Below are 17,761 nucleotides of genomic sequence, written 5' to 3'. Positions count from 1 at the left end.
TGTGACTTTCTTTTCCATACAATTAGACTTTAATACTAATATATGTAAATCAATTTAACTCTTCCGAACACTTATGTTTTTAAAACCTGTCGGGTTTGTTGTATACAAGTAAAACACCTGATTTACATTACAATAAGTTCTTAAATTTTTGTTGCAAACTTATTTTCATTAACTTTGATTAAAATATTTTCGTTATGACTTACAATCCAACAACAGTCGCCAATTATTTCATAGACAAGTATTCCAAAACGGGAAATCTTACGCCAATGAAAATAATTAAGCTAACTTATATTGCTTACGGCTGGTATTTGGCTTTGACAGACAAAAAAGAAAGACTGCTTGATGAAAGTCCGATCGCATGGGATTTTGGACCGGTTTTCCCGTCTTTATATTACAGCATCAAACAATACAAGAAAGAGAAGATTACAGAGAAAATTCCGAATGCTGTAAAAGATGAAAAAATAACGAGCGAAGATGAGAAATTTTTAGATAAAATATGGGAAGTCTACGGAAGATTTGATGGTATTTACTTAAGTGCTTTAACACACAATGACGGTACGCCGTGGAGAAAAGTATATCGAAAAGATTCTAATGCTGTTATTTCTGATGATGATATTTTTGACCATTATAAAACTAAGTTAAAACCAATTTAAGCTTATTATGTCGTCCCTAAATCTAAATCAAATTTCAATTTCTAACAGTTCTTCATTAACCAGTGAAGATCTTAGCAAGGCGCGTTTACAAAATCAAATTCTTGAAGACAGATTAGGTAATGCTAAAGTGGGGAGATTTTTAGAAGATACCAGACTTAGACGACATTTAACCTATATTTTTGCGGGCATTATTTTTCTTTGGCTGGCCGCTGTAGTCTCAATTTTATATTTTAATGATAATTTACTTAAGCTGAATCTTTCAGAAAATGTTTTAATTACATTATTGACGACTTCCTCTGTAAATGTGATTGGAATGATGTTGATAATTTTGAAAAATTTATTTCCGCAGCCTTTTCATGATGATGAATAAATAATCCTTTATTTGTTTAAAAATTATTCTTTTTCAGTTTCAGAAGAAGTTTCATCCGATTTATCTTTAGAACTTTTAGCATGTTCTTCCTTAAAAGTATCGTACCATTTTTCGATCGAAGGATAAACAAAAGCAGCTACTTTTTTTACGGGATTATAAAAAATAGATTTGTCTAAAGTTTCCTTTTTGGCAAATATTTCATTGAAGTTAATTTTCTCAAAAAGCGCGATAAAAACACTCATAATCAGGATCGTTTTCAAAATTCTGAAAAATCCTCCGCCTAATTTATTCAACCATCCCAAGAAAGCGAAATCAGCAATTCCGGTAAGGATTTTTGCCAGGAAATAAACGCCAATAACAACCAGAATAAATGTCAGGATAAAAGCTGTTATCTGGATTGTGTTTGGATTCCATGAAACGTGTTTCATTATTAGTTCTTTCATGAAATAAGAGAATTTAATTGCAATATAAATTCCCAAAAGCAAAGAAATAAAAGAAGCAACTTCTACAAAAAGCCCGTTTTTAATTCCTTTATATAAACTGAAAGCCAAAAGTGCTCCAAAAATCATATCAAAAAGACTCATATTTTCTGTGGTTTTATTCAGGCGCAAATATAAAAGAATTATCTGCTTTACGTTGGATAGACATAAAATGTGGTTAAAAAAAGTTTCAGGTTTTACGTTCCTAAACCCGACAGGTTTTTAAAACCTGTCGGGTTTGTCAATACAATGAAAATCTGCGCTAATCCAACATATTCATTACAAGGCAAACCGTTAATTTTAGGTCTTTGAATTTGAAGTCCGTATCTTTGCGAGCTAAATTTTATGGTTTTTGAATTTATAATTCATTATTCATAATTCACAATTATATAAATGTCCAGAGATACACAACTAAAAGAGCGATGGGAAAAGCTCGTCGATATATTATCTAATCAGTTTTCGCAAGGCGAAGACTTGGATTTAGATGCCATAATTTACCTAATTGGAGTTCAGGAACTCGGAAAAGTGCACCGTGAATTCAAAAAAGACGAAAAATTAAACCTGATGCACATCGCGATTTGCCGATTATTAGAGCCTTACGGGTTTTATGAATTCGACTTTTTTGATGCCGAAGGATGGCCACATTACAAAGTAAAAGAAGAATTGCCGGCATTAAAAGCAGGAGAACAATCGGTTTTGATGAAAGAAGCCATTGTCAATTATTTTTTAGAAAGAGAACTTATTGAATAAATATTTTAGATTTAAGAGTGCAGATTTTAGATTTTGTATTGAAAATATTACTGAACTTTGGAATACTTCTCACTTCTCACCCTTAACATCTCACTTTTTTAATTAAATTTGTAATCTCAATTATTGAAGGAAAATGATAGACAAGATAAAACAACATATAGAGGAAGCTAAAGCCTTTAATGATAAAAATAAAGAATCCTTAGAGCAATTCCGTGTTAAATATTTAGGCAGTAAAGGGTTGTTGAAAGAGCTTTTTACAGAGTTCAAAAATATTCCTAACGACCAGAAAAAAGACTTCGGACAAGTAATAAATACCTTAAAAGCTGTTGCTGAAGAAAAAGTAAGAGTTATTCAGGAAGAACTTGAAAGTAAGGATGAAGTAAAAGGAATGTTTGGCGATTTAACGCGTGCTGCAGAACCGGTAATTATTGGTTCACGTCACCCGATTTCGATCGTTAAAAATCAAATTATAGATATTTTTGCCAATATTGGTTTCAATGTTTCCGAAGGTCCGGAAATCGAAGACGACTGGCATAATTTTACCGCATTGAACTTACCGGAATACCATCCGGCGCGTGATATGCAGGATACATTTTTTATTCAGACCAATCCTGATGTGTTGTTACGTACACATACATCATCTGTTCAGGTGCGTTATATGGAAAATAACAAACCGCCAATTCGTACTATTTCTCCGGGACGTGTATTTCGTAACGAAGCAGTTTCGTCACGTTCGCATTGTATTTTTCATCAGGTTGAAGGATTGTACATTGACAAAGATGTTTCGTTTGCAGATTTGAAACAAACATTGCTTTATTTCACAAAAGAAATGTTCGGAAAATCAAAAATTCGTTTACGTCCGTCATACTTTCCATTTACAGAACCAAGTGCCGAAATTGATATTTATTGGGGTTTAAAAACCGAAACCGATTATCGTATCACAAAAGGAACCGGTTGGTTAGAAATTGGAGGTTGCGGAATGGTAGATCCAAATGTTCTTAAAAATTGCGACATCAATCCTGAAGAATTCAACGGTTTTGCTTTCGGAATGGGAGTTGAGCGTATTGCGATGTTATTGTACCAAATTGGTGATATTCGTATGTTTTACGAAAATGATGTTCGTTTCCTGGAGCAATTCAAGGCAAATATATAATTTAAGATATAAGATTAATGATTTTTGATTTCAGATCTATCTTCTGAAATCAAAAATCAATTTTTAGTTTTAAGGAGCTATTTCCAGCTATCATTCCAATCTTTTTAGGCTAAGAAAAATAGCCAAAAAAGGATTTTCCCTTCTATCTGGGCTATGACATACCGTTATAAATCAATATTTAGTAAAAAGATAGAATTTTTGATTTCAGTCTCTTAAATCTGAAATCAAAAATCGTTAGTCAACAATCAAAAAATCTAATGAAAAAAGATATAACAATCCCCGAAGTAGAAAACGTATTTCTGGCCGCTGTTCAGGAATGGAGCGACGATTTTATGGAAAAAGTGTGGTACGCTTATCTTGTAAACGACAGCGACTTTAATTTAGACAGTGTAATGGTCGTTTCAAAAGCATTTGGAACTATCGACGGCGAAATGAAAAAAACATCTGTTTTGCGTCACGCTTTTGTTGAAGTTCCCGCCGTTTCTGTAGTAAAAATCGAAATGATCGAAAAGAGTTTAGTGGTTCTAAACAACGAATTCATGGTGACATTCTTCATTGACAATAAATTATACGACAAGAAATTCATATTCAAATCAAACCTAATCAGTGAAAATAATACGGAAGAAGTGCCGATTTTATTTGTTGATGGAGTTATGGTGAAATAGAGAAAATAGAATCAAGAGTATAGAGTAAAGAGAATAGACTTTAGAAAAAATAGATAAAAACGAAAAGAGTCAAGACGAAATTTAAATTAGTCTTGACTCTTTTTTTATTCTCAAAGTATAGAAATCTATTCTCTTTACTCTATAAATCTTTATTCTAAAAGATTTAATCCAAAGACTCCGTCAATTTTTTAAAGACAGATTTTGCATCTTTTCCTTCATATAAAATTGCATAAACGGCGTCGATAATTGGCGTTTTTGCACCGTAACCCTGATTTAATTTATAAGCACTTTTAGTAGCATAATAACCTTCGGCAACCATGCTCATTTCCATCATCGCACTTTTTACCGTGTAACCTTTTCCAATCATGTTTCCGAACATTCTGTTTCTGGAGAATACGGAATATCCTGTAACTAATAAATCGCCTAAATATGCCGAATCATTAATGTTACGTTTCATTTTATGAACTTTACGGATGAATTTTTTCATTTCGCGAATTCCGTTACTCATCATAACTGATTGAAAGTTATCTCCATAACCTAAACCGTGCGCAATTCCGGCAGCAATGGCATAAATGTTTTTAAGCATTGCGGCATATTCAGTACCAATAATATCATCAGAAATTTTTGCTTTGATGTAGTTTCCGGATAAACGTTTTGCTACGATTTGAGCTTTATCAGGATCTCCACAAGCAATTGTTAAGTAGGAAAGTCTTTCTAAAGCTACTTCTTCAGCGTGACAAGGACCTGTAATAACGCCAATGTTGTAATAAGGAATATCATATTGAATATGAAAATGCTCACCAACGATTAAACTTGTCTCAGGAACAATTCCTTTAATTGCCGAAAAGATAATTTTATCGGCTAAAGAAACCGTTAAATTTTGTAGTTCAGCATCCAGGAAAGCAGACGGAATTGCAAAAATTACATAATCTGCATATTCTATAGCTTCGTTTATGTTGTTTGTTAATTTAAGTTTATTGGTATCAAATTCAACCGAACTTAAATAATTAGGATTGTGTTTGTATTTCTGAATGTGCTCAATCGCAGCATCATTACGCATGTACCAGGCAATTTCTGAAAGATTCACACATAACATCTTTGCAATTGCCGTAGCCCAGCTTCCTCCTCCAATTACTGCAAATTTTAAATTTTCGCTCATTATTTTAATAATTTAAAACAAAAGTACTTAATAATGTAGTAATAATACAAAATCTGATTTAAGAAATTTAAACAGTATCTGTAAATTCAATGGTTTTTAGCATTTTTCAAAAAAATAAAAATATTTTACGCTCAATACAATAAAGATAAAAACTTTACGTTGTAACTACTTGTAAATTAGAATTTAATGAGTTTAACGAAAATTGAGTTAGTTAGTTTTGTTTTAGTATTGTAAAAAGGCGTTCCTGAAAATTCAAGAACGCCTTTTTTGATTTAAATAATCAAAACAAATTCCAATTTTCTAAATTCCAAATTCCAATTGCTTCACACTAATTATAGATTTGCACTTTAAATAAAAATTCCAAATTCCTGTAACACATCTAAGTTTTTGGAATTTGGAATTTAATTTTTTTGAAATTTTATTTATTAGTAGCTCATTTCAACAATCGATTTTACTTTATCTAAAGTGATTAATTGTTTTTCACCTAAACCTTTCCAGCCTCTTTCGTCAAAACGATTTACTATGAAATCTGCTGTTTTGCTGTAATCGTCCACATATTGTGACAGTTTAGTATCCATTCCCATTGTATGAAAAAATTCAACGGTTTTGTTGATCGCTTCTTTAGCCACTTCTTCATCAGAACCAGTCAAGCTGAAAATTCTTCTTCCGTATTGTGCTAATTTTTCCTTTTTAGTGTCAAACATTACATTGTACAAGCTTGGTCCTATAATCGCCAAAGTGCGTGCATGGTCGATTCCGTAAAGCGCCGTCAATTCGTGACCAATCATATGAGTTGCCCAATCAGACGGAACACCTTTTTGAATCAATCCGTTTAATGCCATTGTACAACTCCACATAAAGTTAGAAGCTAACGCATAATCTGTTGGATTTTCAACTACTTTTGGCCCAACTTCAATTAACGTTTGTAAAATTCCTTCAGCGATTCTATCTTGTAAATAACCTTCATGAGGATACGTTAAATATTGTTCCATTACGTGCGTATAAGCATCAACAACACCATTTTGTAATTGTCTTTTTGGTAAAGAGGCAATAACTGTTGGATCACAAATAGAGAATTTAGGAAATAAAGCACTTCCGCCAGAAGCTAATTTTTCCTGAGTTGCTTTAATCGTTACGACATATCCGGAATTCATTTCGCTTCCTGTTGCCGGTAAAGTCAAAACAGTCCCGAAAGGCACCGCATTTTCTTTAATCAACAACCTTTTTTGTAAAATATCAATTGGATTCCCATCAAAGTTTACGGCTGCCGAAATAAATTTTACTCCATCAATAACAGATCCGCCGCCAACAGCCAGAATAAAATCGATTTTTTCTGCCTTAATAACGTCAACCGCTTTCATTAAAGTTTCAAAATGCGGATTTGGCTCAATTCCGCCAAATTCAACAATATCAAAACCTTCTAAATTATTGATTACTTGTTCGTGTATTCCGTTTTTAAAAATACTTCCCCCACCATAAGCCAAAAGAATTTTAGCATCTTTTGGTACTAAAGTCGAAAGTTTTTCAATTTGTCCTTTTCCGAAAATTAAATTCGTCGGATTGTATAATTCAAAGTTTAGCATTTTGTTTTTAAGTTTCTAAGATACTAAGTCACTAAGTCGCTAAGTTTTTTTAAAGGATTTAACCTTGGAACCTTAGTGACTTAGAATCTTAGCAACTTTATTTATTTATTCAATTTTTCCAATAATTTTCCAGCAACTAATTTAGATGAAGCCGGGTTTTGTCCTGTAATTAAAAGTCCGTCTTCTACGGCATAAGGCGCCCAGTTTGGTCCTTTTGAAAATTTACCTCCGTTTTGAGTTAAAGCATCTTCCAATAAAAACGGAACAACTTTAGTTAATCCTACAGCTTCTTCCTCATCATTTGTGAAACCGGTTACTTTTTTATCTTTTACTAAAAATTCGCCATTTACTTTTACGTTTTTCAAAACAGCCGGAGCGTGACAAACAAAAGCAACTGGTTTTTTATGCGTGTAAAAAGATTCAATTAGAGCAATTGAGTTTTTATCTTCGACTAAATCCCAAAGTGGTCCGTGACCTCCGGGATAAAAAACCGCGTCGTAATCTTTTTGATTGATTGTTGAAAGTTTATGTGTGTGTTTTAATTTTTCCTGTAATGTCTTATCAGCATCAAAACGTTTTGTGTCTTCGGTTGCAGCAGATGGATCAGCACTTTTTGGATCAATTGGCGGCTGACCTCCAAGCGGACTTGCAATTGTAATTTCTACTCCCTGATCTAATAATTCATAATATGGTGCAGCTAATTCTTCTGACCAAAATCCTGTTTTTTCTCCTGTATTGCCCAGTTTATCATTACTGGTTACAACAAATAATACTTTTTTCATACTTTTTTTATTTGATTTTTGAGCTATTACCGAAATGGTAGAAGCTGTGAATGCTATAATCGCGAGTAATGTTATTTTTTTCATAGTTTAAATTTTCATCAAATTTACGTTTAAAGTGATATCAGTAAAAATAAAATAAACTATGTTTGTTATTAAAATATTTATATCATGGTAAATCTCGAATGGTACAGAACATTTAAGTCAGTTTACAAAAATGGTAATTTCTCCGTAGCTGCAAAAGAGTTGTTTATGAGTCAACCAGCTGTGAGTCAACAAATATCGATGTTAGAGGCACATGTGGGTTATAAATTATTCAATAGGAAATCTAAAGGTGTTGAACCAACGGAATACGCTAAGTTACTCAATAATTTAATTATTGACGCGCTTGACCGACTCGAAAATGTCGAGAGCGGATTTAGGGCTAAAGCCGAAGATTCTGTCCGATTAATTTCTGTTGGGATCTCAAAAGATCTTTTCAATAGTTGCGGAAGTATCCTTATTTCTAAATTTGATTTTATCGATTTTACCTTTGCCGAAGATGATGCACTTTTCGCGCTTGTCGATGCTAAAAAACTTGATTTTGCCATTATGACAAAAAGATTTGATACGTTTGATACCATTTATGAAATCGTAGGAAAAATTAAATTGATAATGGTTGCCCCGATAAATCTCGAAGCAGCAGAATTCCGTCAGAAATTAAAAGCAGATAACTTTACGGCGATAGAACAGTGGCTGAATGAGCAAAAATGGTATAGTCATGATGCGAGGATTTCACATATAAAAATATTTTGGCTTCATGCATTCAATAAAAAACGACCGTCGATGATTCCTAATTATATTATTCCGTCAGAATCTGAAATGCTTGAAATGCTTTCAAAAAATTCTGGTGTTGCAATAACGTGGAATTGTAATGCGAGAAAATATATTAAGGAAAACAAATTACAATTACTCTGGAATAGTTTTCACGTGCCGGAGGAATATGTATATTTATTGACGGCTAAAAATAATACTTCAAGTTCGTTTTTTGAAAGTATTGCTAAAGAGTTAAAATTGTTTTTAGGGAATAGAATGTAGCTTTTCAACACGTTTTTTTACCGCAAATTCCACAAATTTCCACAAATTTTTTTGCGGATTGTTTAGGAAAAAATTAATAAAAATTCGTGGCAAATCTTTTTTAAATATGGAAAATTTTCAAAATATTAGAATTGCTGTTGATGCAATTGTCTTTGGATATAAAAACAATAGTTTATATGTACTTTTAATAGAGCAGCAATTTGGCTCTGCAGATAAATATTGGGCTTTGCCGGGAGGTTTAGTAAAGCAAAATGAATCATTAAAGGATGCCGTAATAAGGGAATTGCATGAGGAAACAAATGTTCAGTTGAACTTTATGGAACAATTGTACACCTTTGGCGACGATATTCACAGAGATTCCAGAAACCGTGTAATTTCGGTTGCGTATTATGCTTTAGTTGACGCTTCAAATTTAGAAATAAAAGCAGATACTGATGCAGAAAAAGTACAATGGTGCAGGATAGAAGAAATTCCTGCTTTGGCATTTGACCATAATTTAATACTTCAAACGGCGATCTCACGATTAAAAGCAAAACTTACTTATGAGCCAATTGGTTTTGATTTGCTTCCGGAAGAATTTTTGTTTTCGGATCTGGAAAACTTGTATTGTACTATTTTAGAGAAGGAAATTGACCGACGAAACTTCAGAAAAAAGATTCTTAGTTATGGCTTTTTAGAACAAACAGAACATTTTTCACCCATAAAAAGCGGAAGACCAGCAAAACTTTTTAAGTTTAATCAGCTGAAATATAATGAATTAATTGAAAATGGCTTTCACTTTGAAATAAAGTTTGCGTAAATTTTACACAAAATAAATTGTTTATTAAATAATTAAATCTATATTTGCGTATAATTAACGCAAACTCAAAAACTATGATACTTAATTTAGACCCAAAATTCGCTCCGTTTCTTAATCAGGAAGAAATCAAATTTCAAAGTTTTACATTTTCTGGCGGAGAACCACACATTAAAATTGATCCTAATTTTGATACTACTCAAAAAATAACCATCACACACAGATTAAATTCATTCAATGATTTGGGTTTATTGTGTATTACGGTTGATGCTTTACGCAGAATGGATGTCAAAGTAATCGATTTGTTTATTCCGTATTTTCCGGCTGCAAGACAGGATCGCGTGATGATTAAAGGAGAATCTCTTTCTGTAAAAGTGTATGCTGATATCATAAACGGACTTCAATTGAATAAAGTTTTTGTTTTTGATGCGCATTCTGAAGTTACTCCGGCATTGGTAAACAATTGCGAGGTGATTCCGAATCATACTTTTATCAAGGAAGTTTTAAAAGTAATTGGCGAAAACGTAAAATTGATTTCTCCGGATGGTGGCGCTCTTAAAAAAATCTATAAAGTTTCAGAATTTTTAGGCGGAATTGATGTTGTAGAATGCAGCAAAAGCCGTGACGTAAAAACCGGAAGATTGTCTGGATTTAAAGTTTACGAAGATGATTTAAATGGAATTGATTGCTTAATCATTGATGATATTTGCGATGGCGGAGGAACATTTGTTGGCTTAGCCGAAGAATTAAAAAAGAAAAATGCCGGAAAATTATATTTAGCCGTAAGCCACGGAATTTTCAACAAAGGTTTTGAAGTTTTAAATTGTTTCGATAAAATATTCACAACTAATTCAGTAAAAGATTTCGAAGGCGAGGAAGTCGAAGTAATCAAATTAGATCAAGTGGTCTAAAATAGTTTCAGGTTTCAGCTGAGAACGTGAAACTTGAAACCTGAAACAAAAAAAACTATTAACCGTTTCAAGTTAGGTGCAAAACCTGAAACCAAGAAAACCTGAAACAAAAACCACAAAAAACATGAGTGATGATTTAAAACCAAGATTTATTGAGTCTTTAAAAAGAAACAATGATCAGATTAGAGAAGACAGAGCCAAAACAATTGGTGAGGATTCTGAGTTAATTTACAGACGCCGAGTTGAAGATATTGAACTGAAAATAAAAAGATTAGAAAGAGAACAAGAAGGACTTATAGATATTAGTCCGCTTGATAAAAACAGTTTGACATTTGCTGATTTTCAACCCGAGTCATTTGTGCAAAGAGATATGGAATTGTCACTGACAATCAGGAATCTAAACATTCAGTTTGAAGTTTCAAAAAAAAGATTTGAATATTTATTTGGTAAAACATTTTAGTTATGGGAAGTACAAGATATGATTTAGGTGCTCGTTCAAGCAGAGCAAAAGATGCAGGTTACGGATTTAAAGCTGCAAGTGATATTTTCGTTCAAAATCAATTAGGAAAGGCGCATGAATCAATGAACCCAAACGGAATCACATTTCGTGAAGCCAGAGATTCTGAAGTTCATCCCAATTCAGTTCCAATTATTTTGGCACTTGATGTTACAGGAAGTATGGGACATATTCCGCATGAATTGATAAAAGACGGACTTCCAAAATTAATGGGAGGAATTATTCAGGGTGGAGTTCCTGATCCGGCATTATTGTTTTTAGGAATTGGTGATCATGAATGCGACAGATATCCGTTGCAGGTAGGACAATTTGAATCTGGTGATGCAGAACTTGATATGTGGCTGACCAGAACTTATATTGAAGGCGGAGGAGGAGGAAATGCAGGTGAAAGTTATCTTTTGGCCTGGTATTTTGCCGCTTTTCATACTAAAACTGATTCTTTTGAAAAAAGAGGTCAAAAAGGATTATTGTTTACCGTAGGCGATGAACCTAATTTAGATACACTTCCGGCATCTGCAATAAAAGAAATTATGGGTTCAGGACAACAAACTTATACACATCTTGAATTATTAAAAGAAGCTCAAAAAAGTTACGAAGTTTACCATATTAGTGTATTACATTCTGATCAGGCGATAAGAGCAAATGTTGCATGGAAAGAATTACTGGGACAAAATTGTTTGTCTATCGAAGATCACAAAGAAATTCCGAATGTAATCAAGAAAATCATTTGTGATAAACATAAAAGTTCAGGATTAGGTTTAGGAACAATACCAGTTTCTGATACAAGCGATACAGGTTTAGATAATATACAAATGCTTTAAAAACTTTGCGACTTTGCGAGATTATTATTTAAGTTTTTTTAATACTAGCGTGAAATTTGCTCGCAAAGACGCAAAGACGCAAAGTTTTTTTTAAAGTTTAAGTTGAAAGAACTTAAAAAATATTTTATAAAATGAAAACAGCAAAAATAGTTATAGGTTTAGGATTTGGTGATGAAGGAAAAGGGATTACAACAGATTTTCTGGCGAAGCAAAATCCTGAATCTATAGTTATTCGGTTTTCAGGAGGACAACAAGCCGCACATACGGTTATGATTGGTGACAAAAAACACGTTCATTCGAGTTTTGCAAGTGGCGCGCTTCGCGGTTTGCCTTCTTATTATAGCGAACATTGCACGGTTCATCCTGTTTTTTTATTCAATGAAATGGAGGAATTAGCAGAAAAAGGCGGAAATATTGAACTTTACATTCATCCGTTAGCAAAAATTACAACTCCGTTTGATGTTTGGCAAAACCGAAATAACGTGAGAAATCTCGATCACGGAACTTGTGGAAAAGGAGTAGGAGCAACCATGAAACGTAATGAAGGTCAATACAAACTGTATGCAATTGACTTAATTGCACCAAGACAAATGCTTTTAGAGAAACTGGAAAAGATCGCTTATTATTACGGTTTTTTAAATGAAAGTGAAATCGATGAGGAAGTTGATCATTACCTGGAAATTATCGATAAATTAAAATGGAATATCAGCGATTACAGCTTTTTAGAAAATTACCCGAATCTTATTTTCGAAGGAAGTCAGGGTATTTTACTCGACATGGATCATGGCGTTTTCCCGAATGTTACGTATGCAAATACAACATCAAAAAATGCTTATGAAATATGCAAAAAGTTGCAAATAGAAGATATTAACATTTATTATGTGACAAGAAGTTATTCAACCCGACATGGAAATGGCTGGATGAATAATGAAAGGGAATTAAAATTAAAAAATAACGAAGAAGAAACCTGTGTTTATAACGAATTTCAAGGCAAATTGCGAACAGGCGATTTAGATTATAATCTATTAAATTATGCTTTAAAGCTTGACGCAGCGTATAGTTTAAACGCAAAACGAAACCTGGTTGTTACTTGTATGGATCAGATTGAAACTGATTATGAGTTTGAAAATCTAACAACTGAGTTCAATGAAATTTACGGATCATTTTCACCCGATTCAAAGGATTTTAAACAGATGACTTCTTTATTTCAATAAAACAAAAATGAAATATAATATACAAAATATAGCTCCGGAAAGTAAATTTTTATTTTTCTGGGGACATCAGCCAAGTTCAGACGGGACAATAATTAAAACTTGTTTCAGTCAATGGTGGTTAAGTTCATTTGAAGTGGATAAAGTAGTTTACAAAACTGCTGAACACTGGATGATGGCTAAAAAAGCCGAATTGTTTAAAGATGATAAAGTTTTGGAGAAAATCCTTCAGGCTAAATCTCCGGCAGAAGCCAAAAAATTTGGAAGAGAAGTAAAAAACTACAATGAAACACTTTGGTTAGCCGCCAGATTTGACATTGTGAAAGAGGGAAATTACCATAAATTCACTCAAAATCCTGATCTAAAGAAATTTTTAATCAGCACAAAAGACCGCGTTATAGTCGAAGCTAGTCCGCTTGACGCAATCTGGGGAATTGGACTTGCAAGTGATCACAAAGACATCGAAAATCCTGAAAAATGGCGCGGACTTAATTTGTTGGGTTTTGCCTTGATGGAAGTTAGGGATGAATTGAAATAATTAGATTATGGAAATAGAAATCCTTAAGGCAGATATAACCGAAATCAAAGTTGATGCAATTGTAAATGCTGCAAATACTTCTTTATTAGGTGGAGGCGGAGTTGATGGAGCGATTCATAGAAAAGGAGGAAAAGCAATTTTAGACGAATGCATTCAAATACGAAATAAGCAAGGCGGTTGTAAAGTTGGAGAAGCGGTCATAACTACGGCAGGGAATTTACCTTCAAAATATGTGATTCATACTGTTGGTCCAGTTTGGAATGGTGATAAAGAGCAAACAAATAGCCTGCTTGCGTCTTGTTATCAAAATAGTTTAGATCTCGCTGTTCAAAACGGAATCAAAACAATTGCTTTTCCCGGCATAAGTACCGGAATTTATAAATTCCCGAAAGATAAAGCGGCCGAAATTGCAATTAAATCAGTTAGAATTTTCGATAAATTATCGAAAATAGATAAAATAATATTCGTCTGTTTTGATGAGGAGAGTTATGAAATTTATAAACACTTATTAGAAAATTAAAATCAAATCAAATTCCTCTAAAACAAATTCAATTCCCTTAATTACAATCGTATTTATTCATCTTAAGAATAATCCTGATTAACAATAAAAAAATAAAGTTATGATATTAGAAGCAGCAATAGGCGATGCATACGGTGCAGGATTTGAATTTCGCGATTTAGATTTTATTTCTCAAAATAATCATTTGACTCAATATCATAAACACGGACTTTATACTGAAATCTATAAAAGATATACAGACGATACGCAAATGGCGATTGCAATTTCAGAATTGTTATTAGAAGATGATAATTGGAACGAAATAAAAGTCGCTGATAAATTTGTCGAAGTATTTCATAGAGATAAAAGAAGAGGATATTCAGACAGAGTTTACAATGCTTTAGACGCCATTTCAAATGGAGCTGATTTCATTAAAATAATCGACAACGGAAGCAACGGAAACGGTTCGGCAATGCGAGCATATTCTATTGGATATCTAAAAGATATTGAACAAATAAAAGCCTTCTGCGAAATTCAGGCGAAAACTTCCCATGATACAATTGAAGGAATTAGTTGTGCAAAACGCATTGCTTTAGCCGTTCACTATTTTAAATATAATTTAGGCGATGGCGCAACTTTGATATCGTTTTTAAATGAAACTTTAAAAGAAAACGAAACTTATAAAATCATTTCACCAATTGATATGCACGGTTATCCAACAACTCAAGCTGTTATCAAAATTGTTTCGGAAGCCACTTCAATGAAAGATTGTTTGAAAACAAGTATCGATTATGGCGGAGATACAGATACTGTTGCAGCTTTATGTATGGCAATTTTAAGTCATAAAGAAAAATGTGATAAAGTTTTGCCTTCATTTTTATATGAAGAGTTAGAAAATGAAAAATTCGGAAAAGATTTTCTGATTGCATTAGACCAAAAGCTCATTACTAAGTTTAATTAGATATTCTAATCATGAAACGAACATTAGTTATTGGAGATATTCACGGAGGTTTAAAAGCTTTAATTCAATTATTAGAACGAGTTGAGGTAAAAGAAAATGACCGTCTTATTTTTCTGGGAGATTATGTTGATGGTTGGGGAGAATCAGCGCAAGTTGTTGATTTTTTGATTGCCTTATCTCAAAAACAAGAATGCATTTTTATAAGAGGAAATCATGATGTCTGGTGTCATGAATGGCTGATGAATGATGTAATAAATGATACTTGGTTTTTGCATGGAGGAAAATCAACTATTGAAAGTTATCAGAATATAAAATCGAAAGAAAAGCATCTTGAATTTTTTGCTAATATGAAAGATTATTTTGTAGATGAAAATAATAATTTGTTTATTCACGCAGGTTTTTCATCAATGCATGGTCCGGAAAAGGAACATTATGTAAGCAATTATAGCTGGGACAGAACGCTTTGGGAAATGGCTTTGACTATGGATAAGCGAATCCGGAAAGATTCACTATCCTATCCGAAAAGATTATTGCTGTATAACGAAATTTACATTGGTCATACGCCAACGCTACATTATAATGTTGATGTTCCAATGCAAGGTTGCAATGTTTGGAATATTGATACCGGAGCCGGTTTTTATGGTAAACTGACTTGTATGGATATGGAAACAAAAGCATTCTGGCAAAGTGATGTAGTGCAGAATTTTTATCCAACAGAAAAAGGAAGAAATAAATAGATGAAGAAAATTTTTAAATCTCCTGAAGAAATTCCTTCGCAAAGTGAATTTAAAACCATTTTTTTAGCCGGATCTATAGAAATGGACAAAGCGATTGATTGGCAAAAACGCTGCGAAGAATTATTACATGACAAGTTTATTATCTTTAATCCCAGAAGAAGCGAGTGGGATAGCAGTTGGTCACAAACAATAGAAAACGACAACTTTAAGGAACAGGTCAATTGGGAACTTAACGCATTAGAAAAAGCAGACATAATTATTATGTATTTTGCAGAAGATACGATGTCACCAATATCTTTGCTTGAATTTGGACTTTATGCCCAATCAAATAAAATGAAAGTAGTCGTTGAAGAAAACTTTTGGCGCAAAGGCAATATTGATATTGTTTGCAACAGATATTCAGTAGAACAATTTAAAACATTAGAAGAATTAATCCAAAATTTACTAAAATAACAAAACATGAACCCACTATTATTAACAGACGGTTACAAAGTTGACCACAGAAGACAATATCCGGACAAAACCACATTAGTATATTCTAACTGGACACCCAGAAAATCAAGAATTGATGGAATTGATGAGGTTGTGTTTTTTGGATTGCAATATTTTATTAAAAAATATATCATTCACGATTTTGATGCTGATTTCTTCAAAAAGCCAAAAGAAGAAGTTATTAAAAAATACGCACGCAGAATCAATAATTATTTAGGCGAAAACCAGGTTGGAACAAAACATATCGAAGATTTACACGATTTAGGATATATTCCAATGGTTTTTAAAGCGTTGCCAGAAGGAGCGAGCGTTCCGTTAAGAGTACCAATGTTTACCATGTATAATACGCTTCCGGAATTTTTCTGGTTGACCAATTATTTCGAAACTTTACTTTCTGCAGTAGTTTGGCTGCCATGTAACTCTGCTACAATTGCCAGAGAATATAGAAAAGTATTAGACAAATATGCTGATGAAACTTCATCAGTTCCAGAATTTGTAGATTGGCAGGCGCACGATTTCTCTATGAGAGGAATGGGCGGTATTGAAGCTGCAATAACTTCTGCAGCTGGACATTTATTAAGCTTTACAGGATCTGATACCATTCCGGTAATTGATTTTTTCGAAGATTATTACAATGCTAATTCTGATCAGGAATTAATCGCAGGTTCTGTTGCAGCAACAGAACATTCTGTAATGTGTATGGGAACTACCGAAGGAGAATGTGAAACTTTCAAAAGATTAGTTACCGAAGTTTATCCAAAAGGAATTGTTTCTATCGTTTCTGATACTTGGGATTTATGGAAAGTGCTAACCGATTATTTGCCACGTTTAAAAGAAGATATTATTGCCAGAGAGGGTAAAGTTGTGATTCGTCCTGATAGTGGAGATCCGGTTGATATTATCTGCGGAAATCCAGAAGGAAAAACCGAAGAAGAGAAAAAAGGTGTAATTGAACTGCTTTGGAATGTTTTTGGAGGCACAGTTAACGCAAAAGGATATAAAGAGCTTATACCACAAATTGGCGCTATTTACGGTGATAGTATTACCGTTGCAAGATCTATTCAAATTTGCGAAAGATTAAAAGCAAAAGGATTTGCTTCAACGAATGTTGTTCTAGGAATTGGGTCATTTACATATCAATACAATACAAGAGATACTTTTGGTTTTGCAATGAAAGCAACTTACGGAGAAGTTGACGGAGAAGGAAGAGCAATTTTTAAAGATCCTATTACTGACGACGGAACTAAAAAATCGGCTAAAGGATTAATGAAAATTGATTTAGTTGATGGTGTATATCATCTAAGCGATAATGTTTCGTGGGAAGAAGAAAAACAAGGCGAATTGAAAGAAGTTTTCAGAGATGGAAAACTTTTAGCCGAGCAATCTTTAAAGGATATCAGAGCGAGAGTTAAAAGCGACATTAATGTTGAAGCATAATAAGCGTAAATTATCATTTAAAAATAAATCCCAGAGGGATGATATATTTATAGCATTTTAAAGATTGTTCTAAATTGCACAGATGATATCGCTCCGCTGGAGCTTTAAATCAGATCGTTTGTAATTGCTATAAATATTACGCTCCGATGGAGCTAGATTATAATAATCGATTT

21 protein-coding genes are annotated in these 17,761 nt (G+C 33.1%); 17 read left to right on the top strand and 4 right to left on the bottom strand.

All coding sequences use genetic code 11. The annotated features are described in order from the left end of the window. Positions 1–194 precede the first annotated feature (194 nt). Both ACHZDT_RS12555 and ACHZDT_RS12550 read left to right on the top strand, forming a co-directional pair. Positions 195–653 carry a Panacea domain-containing protein gene (locus tag ACHZDT_RS12555; protein ID WP_394774972.1) on the top strand — a complete coding sequence of 153 codons (459 nt, stop codon included), beginning with the start codon at positions 195–197 and terminating at the stop codon, positions 651–653. Between the two features lie 7 nt (positions 654–660). Then, on the top strand, positions 661–1,023 hold the full coding sequence (locus tag ACHZDT_RS12550) for a hypothetical protein (protein WP_394774971.1): 363 nt from the start codon (positions 661–663) through the stop codon (positions 1,021–1,023). 23 nt (positions 1,024–1,046) lie between these two features. Here ACHZDT_RS12550 and ACHZDT_RS12545 read toward each other — a convergent pair whose 3' ends face one another. Beyond that, the gene (locus tag ACHZDT_RS12545; RefSeq protein ID WP_394774970.1) at positions 1,047–1,607 is read right to left on the bottom strand and encodes a CvpA family protein; all 561 of its coding nucleotides are present in this window, start codon (positions 1,605–1,607) and stop codon (positions 1,047–1,049) included. 288 nt (positions 1,608–1,895) lie between these two features. On the opposite strand from ACHZDT_RS12545, the gene ACHZDT_RS12540 reads away from it, so the two are divergent. The 3 genes from ACHZDT_RS12540 (at position 1,896) to ACHZDT_RS12530 (ending at position 4,070) form a co-directional block, all read left to right on the top strand. Further along, entirely contained in the window at positions 1,896–2,252 is a 357-nt protein-coding gene (locus ACHZDT_RS12540) for a hypothetical protein (RefSeq protein ID WP_078006785.1), read from the top strand. A gap of 133 nt (positions 2,253–2,385) precedes the next feature. Continuing rightward, positions 2,386–3,405: a phenylalanine--tRNA ligase subunit alpha gene (gene pheS / locus ACHZDT_RS12535; protein ID WP_394774969.1), complete on the top strand. Its 1,020-nt coding sequence runs from the start codon at positions 2,386–2,388 to the stop codon at positions 3,403–3,405. A gap of 257 nt (positions 3,406–3,662) precedes the next feature. Next, positions 3,663–4,070, top strand: a complete 408-nt coding sequence (locus ACHZDT_RS12530) for a hypothetical protein (RefSeq protein ID WP_394774968.1) — start codon at positions 3,663–3,665, stop codon at positions 4,068–4,070. A 163-nt stretch (positions 4,071–4,233) separates the two neighbouring features. Here ACHZDT_RS12530 and ACHZDT_RS12525 read toward each other — a convergent pair whose 3' ends face one another. From ACHZDT_RS12525 to ACHZDT_RS12515, 3 genes are all read right to left on the bottom strand, one after another. Next, positions 4,234–5,229, bottom strand: a complete 996-nt coding sequence (locus ACHZDT_RS12525) for an NAD(P)H-dependent glycerol-3-phosphate dehydrogenase (RefSeq protein WP_394774967.1) — start codon at positions 5,227–5,229, stop codon at positions 4,234–4,236. A gap of 425 nt (positions 5,230–5,654) precedes the next feature. Further along, the gene (locus tag ACHZDT_RS12520; RefSeq protein ID WP_394774966.1) at positions 5,655–6,812 is read right to left on the bottom strand and encodes an iron-containing alcohol dehydrogenase; all 1,158 of its coding nucleotides are present in this window, start codon (positions 6,810–6,812) and stop codon (positions 5,655–5,657) included. Between the two features lie 101 nt (positions 6,813–6,913). Continuing rightward, complete coding sequence (locus tag ACHZDT_RS12515; protein ID WP_394774965.1) at positions 6,914–7,678, bottom strand: type 1 glutamine amidotransferase domain-containing protein; 765 nt, start codon at positions 7,676–7,678, stop codon at positions 6,914–6,916. A gap of 84 nt (positions 7,679–7,762) precedes the next feature. Between ACHZDT_RS12515 and ACHZDT_RS12510 the strand changes: the two genes are divergently transcribed. The 12 genes from ACHZDT_RS12510 (at position 7,763) to ACHZDT_RS12455 (ending at position 17,588) form a co-directional block, all read left to right on the top strand. Further along, positions 7,763–8,668, top strand: coding sequence for a LysR family transcriptional regulator (locus ACHZDT_RS12510; protein ID WP_394774964.1), 906 nt, complete (start codon positions 7,763–7,765; stop codon positions 8,666–8,668). Positions 8,669–8,774: 106 nt separating this feature from the next. Then, positions 8,775–9,467 carry an NUDIX domain-containing protein gene (locus ACHZDT_RS12505; RefSeq protein ID WP_394774963.1) on the top strand — a complete coding sequence of 231 codons (693 nt, stop codon included), beginning with the start codon at positions 8,775–8,777 and terminating at the stop codon, positions 9,465–9,467. A 74-nt stretch (positions 9,468–9,541) separates the two neighbouring features. Beyond that, a complete protein-coding gene (gene prs / locus ACHZDT_RS12500; protein WP_394774962.1) occupies positions 9,542–10,375 on the top strand; it encodes a ribose-phosphate diphosphokinase in 834 nt (277 codons plus the stop codon). 124 nt (positions 10,376–10,499) lie between these two features. Continuing rightward, positions 10,500–10,835, top strand: coding sequence for a hypothetical protein (locus ACHZDT_RS12495; RefSeq protein WP_394774961.1), 336 nt, complete (start codon positions 10,500–10,502; stop codon positions 10,833–10,835). Between the two features lie 2 nt (positions 10,836–10,837). Beyond that, positions 10,838–11,713 carry a hypothetical protein gene (locus ACHZDT_RS12490; protein WP_394774960.1) on the top strand — a complete coding sequence of 292 codons (876 nt, stop codon included), beginning with the start codon at positions 10,838–10,840 and terminating at the stop codon, positions 11,711–11,713. Between the two features lie 131 nt (positions 11,714–11,844). Next, a complete protein-coding gene (locus ACHZDT_RS12485) occupies positions 11,845–12,927 on the top strand; it encodes an adenylosuccinate synthetase (RefSeq protein WP_394774959.1) in 1,083 nt (360 codons plus the stop codon). Between the two features lie 7 nt (positions 12,928–12,934). Further along, a complete protein-coding gene (locus ACHZDT_RS12480; RefSeq protein WP_394774958.1) occupies positions 12,935–13,462 on the top strand; it encodes an NADAR family protein in 528 nt (175 codons plus the stop codon). Positions 13,463–13,469: 7 nt separating this feature from the next. Next, positions 13,470–13,982, top strand: a complete 513-nt coding sequence (locus tag ACHZDT_RS12475; protein WP_394774957.1) for an O-acetyl-ADP-ribose deacetylase — start codon at positions 13,470–13,472, stop codon at positions 13,980–13,982. 100 nt (positions 13,983–14,082) lie between these two features. Beyond that, positions 14,083–14,922, top strand: a complete 840-nt coding sequence (locus ACHZDT_RS12470) for an ADP-ribosylglycohydrolase family protein (protein ID WP_394774956.1) — start codon at positions 14,083–14,085, stop codon at positions 14,920–14,922. An 11-nt stretch (positions 14,923–14,933) separates the two neighbouring features. Further along, on the top strand, positions 14,934–15,659 hold the full coding sequence (locus ACHZDT_RS12465) for a metallophosphoesterase family protein (protein ID WP_394774955.1): 726 nt from the start codon (positions 14,934–14,936) through the stop codon (positions 15,657–15,659). Next, on the top strand, positions 15,660–16,112 hold the full coding sequence (locus tag ACHZDT_RS12460) for a nucleoside 2-deoxyribosyltransferase domain-containing protein (protein WP_394774954.1): 453 nt from the start codon (positions 15,660–15,662) through the stop codon (positions 16,110–16,112). Between the two features lie 6 nt (positions 16,113–16,118). After that, the gene (locus tag ACHZDT_RS12455; RefSeq protein ID WP_394774953.1) at positions 16,119–17,588 is read left to right on the top strand and encodes a nicotinate phosphoribosyltransferase; all 1,470 of its coding nucleotides are present in this window, start codon (positions 16,119–16,121) and stop codon (positions 17,586–17,588) included. Positions 17,589–17,761: the final 173 nt, after the last annotated feature.

Source organism: Flavobacterium sp., assembly GCF_043722275.1.
GTDB lineage: Bacteria > Bacteroidota > Bacteroidia > Flavobacteriales > Flavobacteriaceae > Flavobacterium.
Note: the sequence above shows the minus strand (reverse complement) of the source record. Positions and strands in the feature narration are given on the sequence as shown.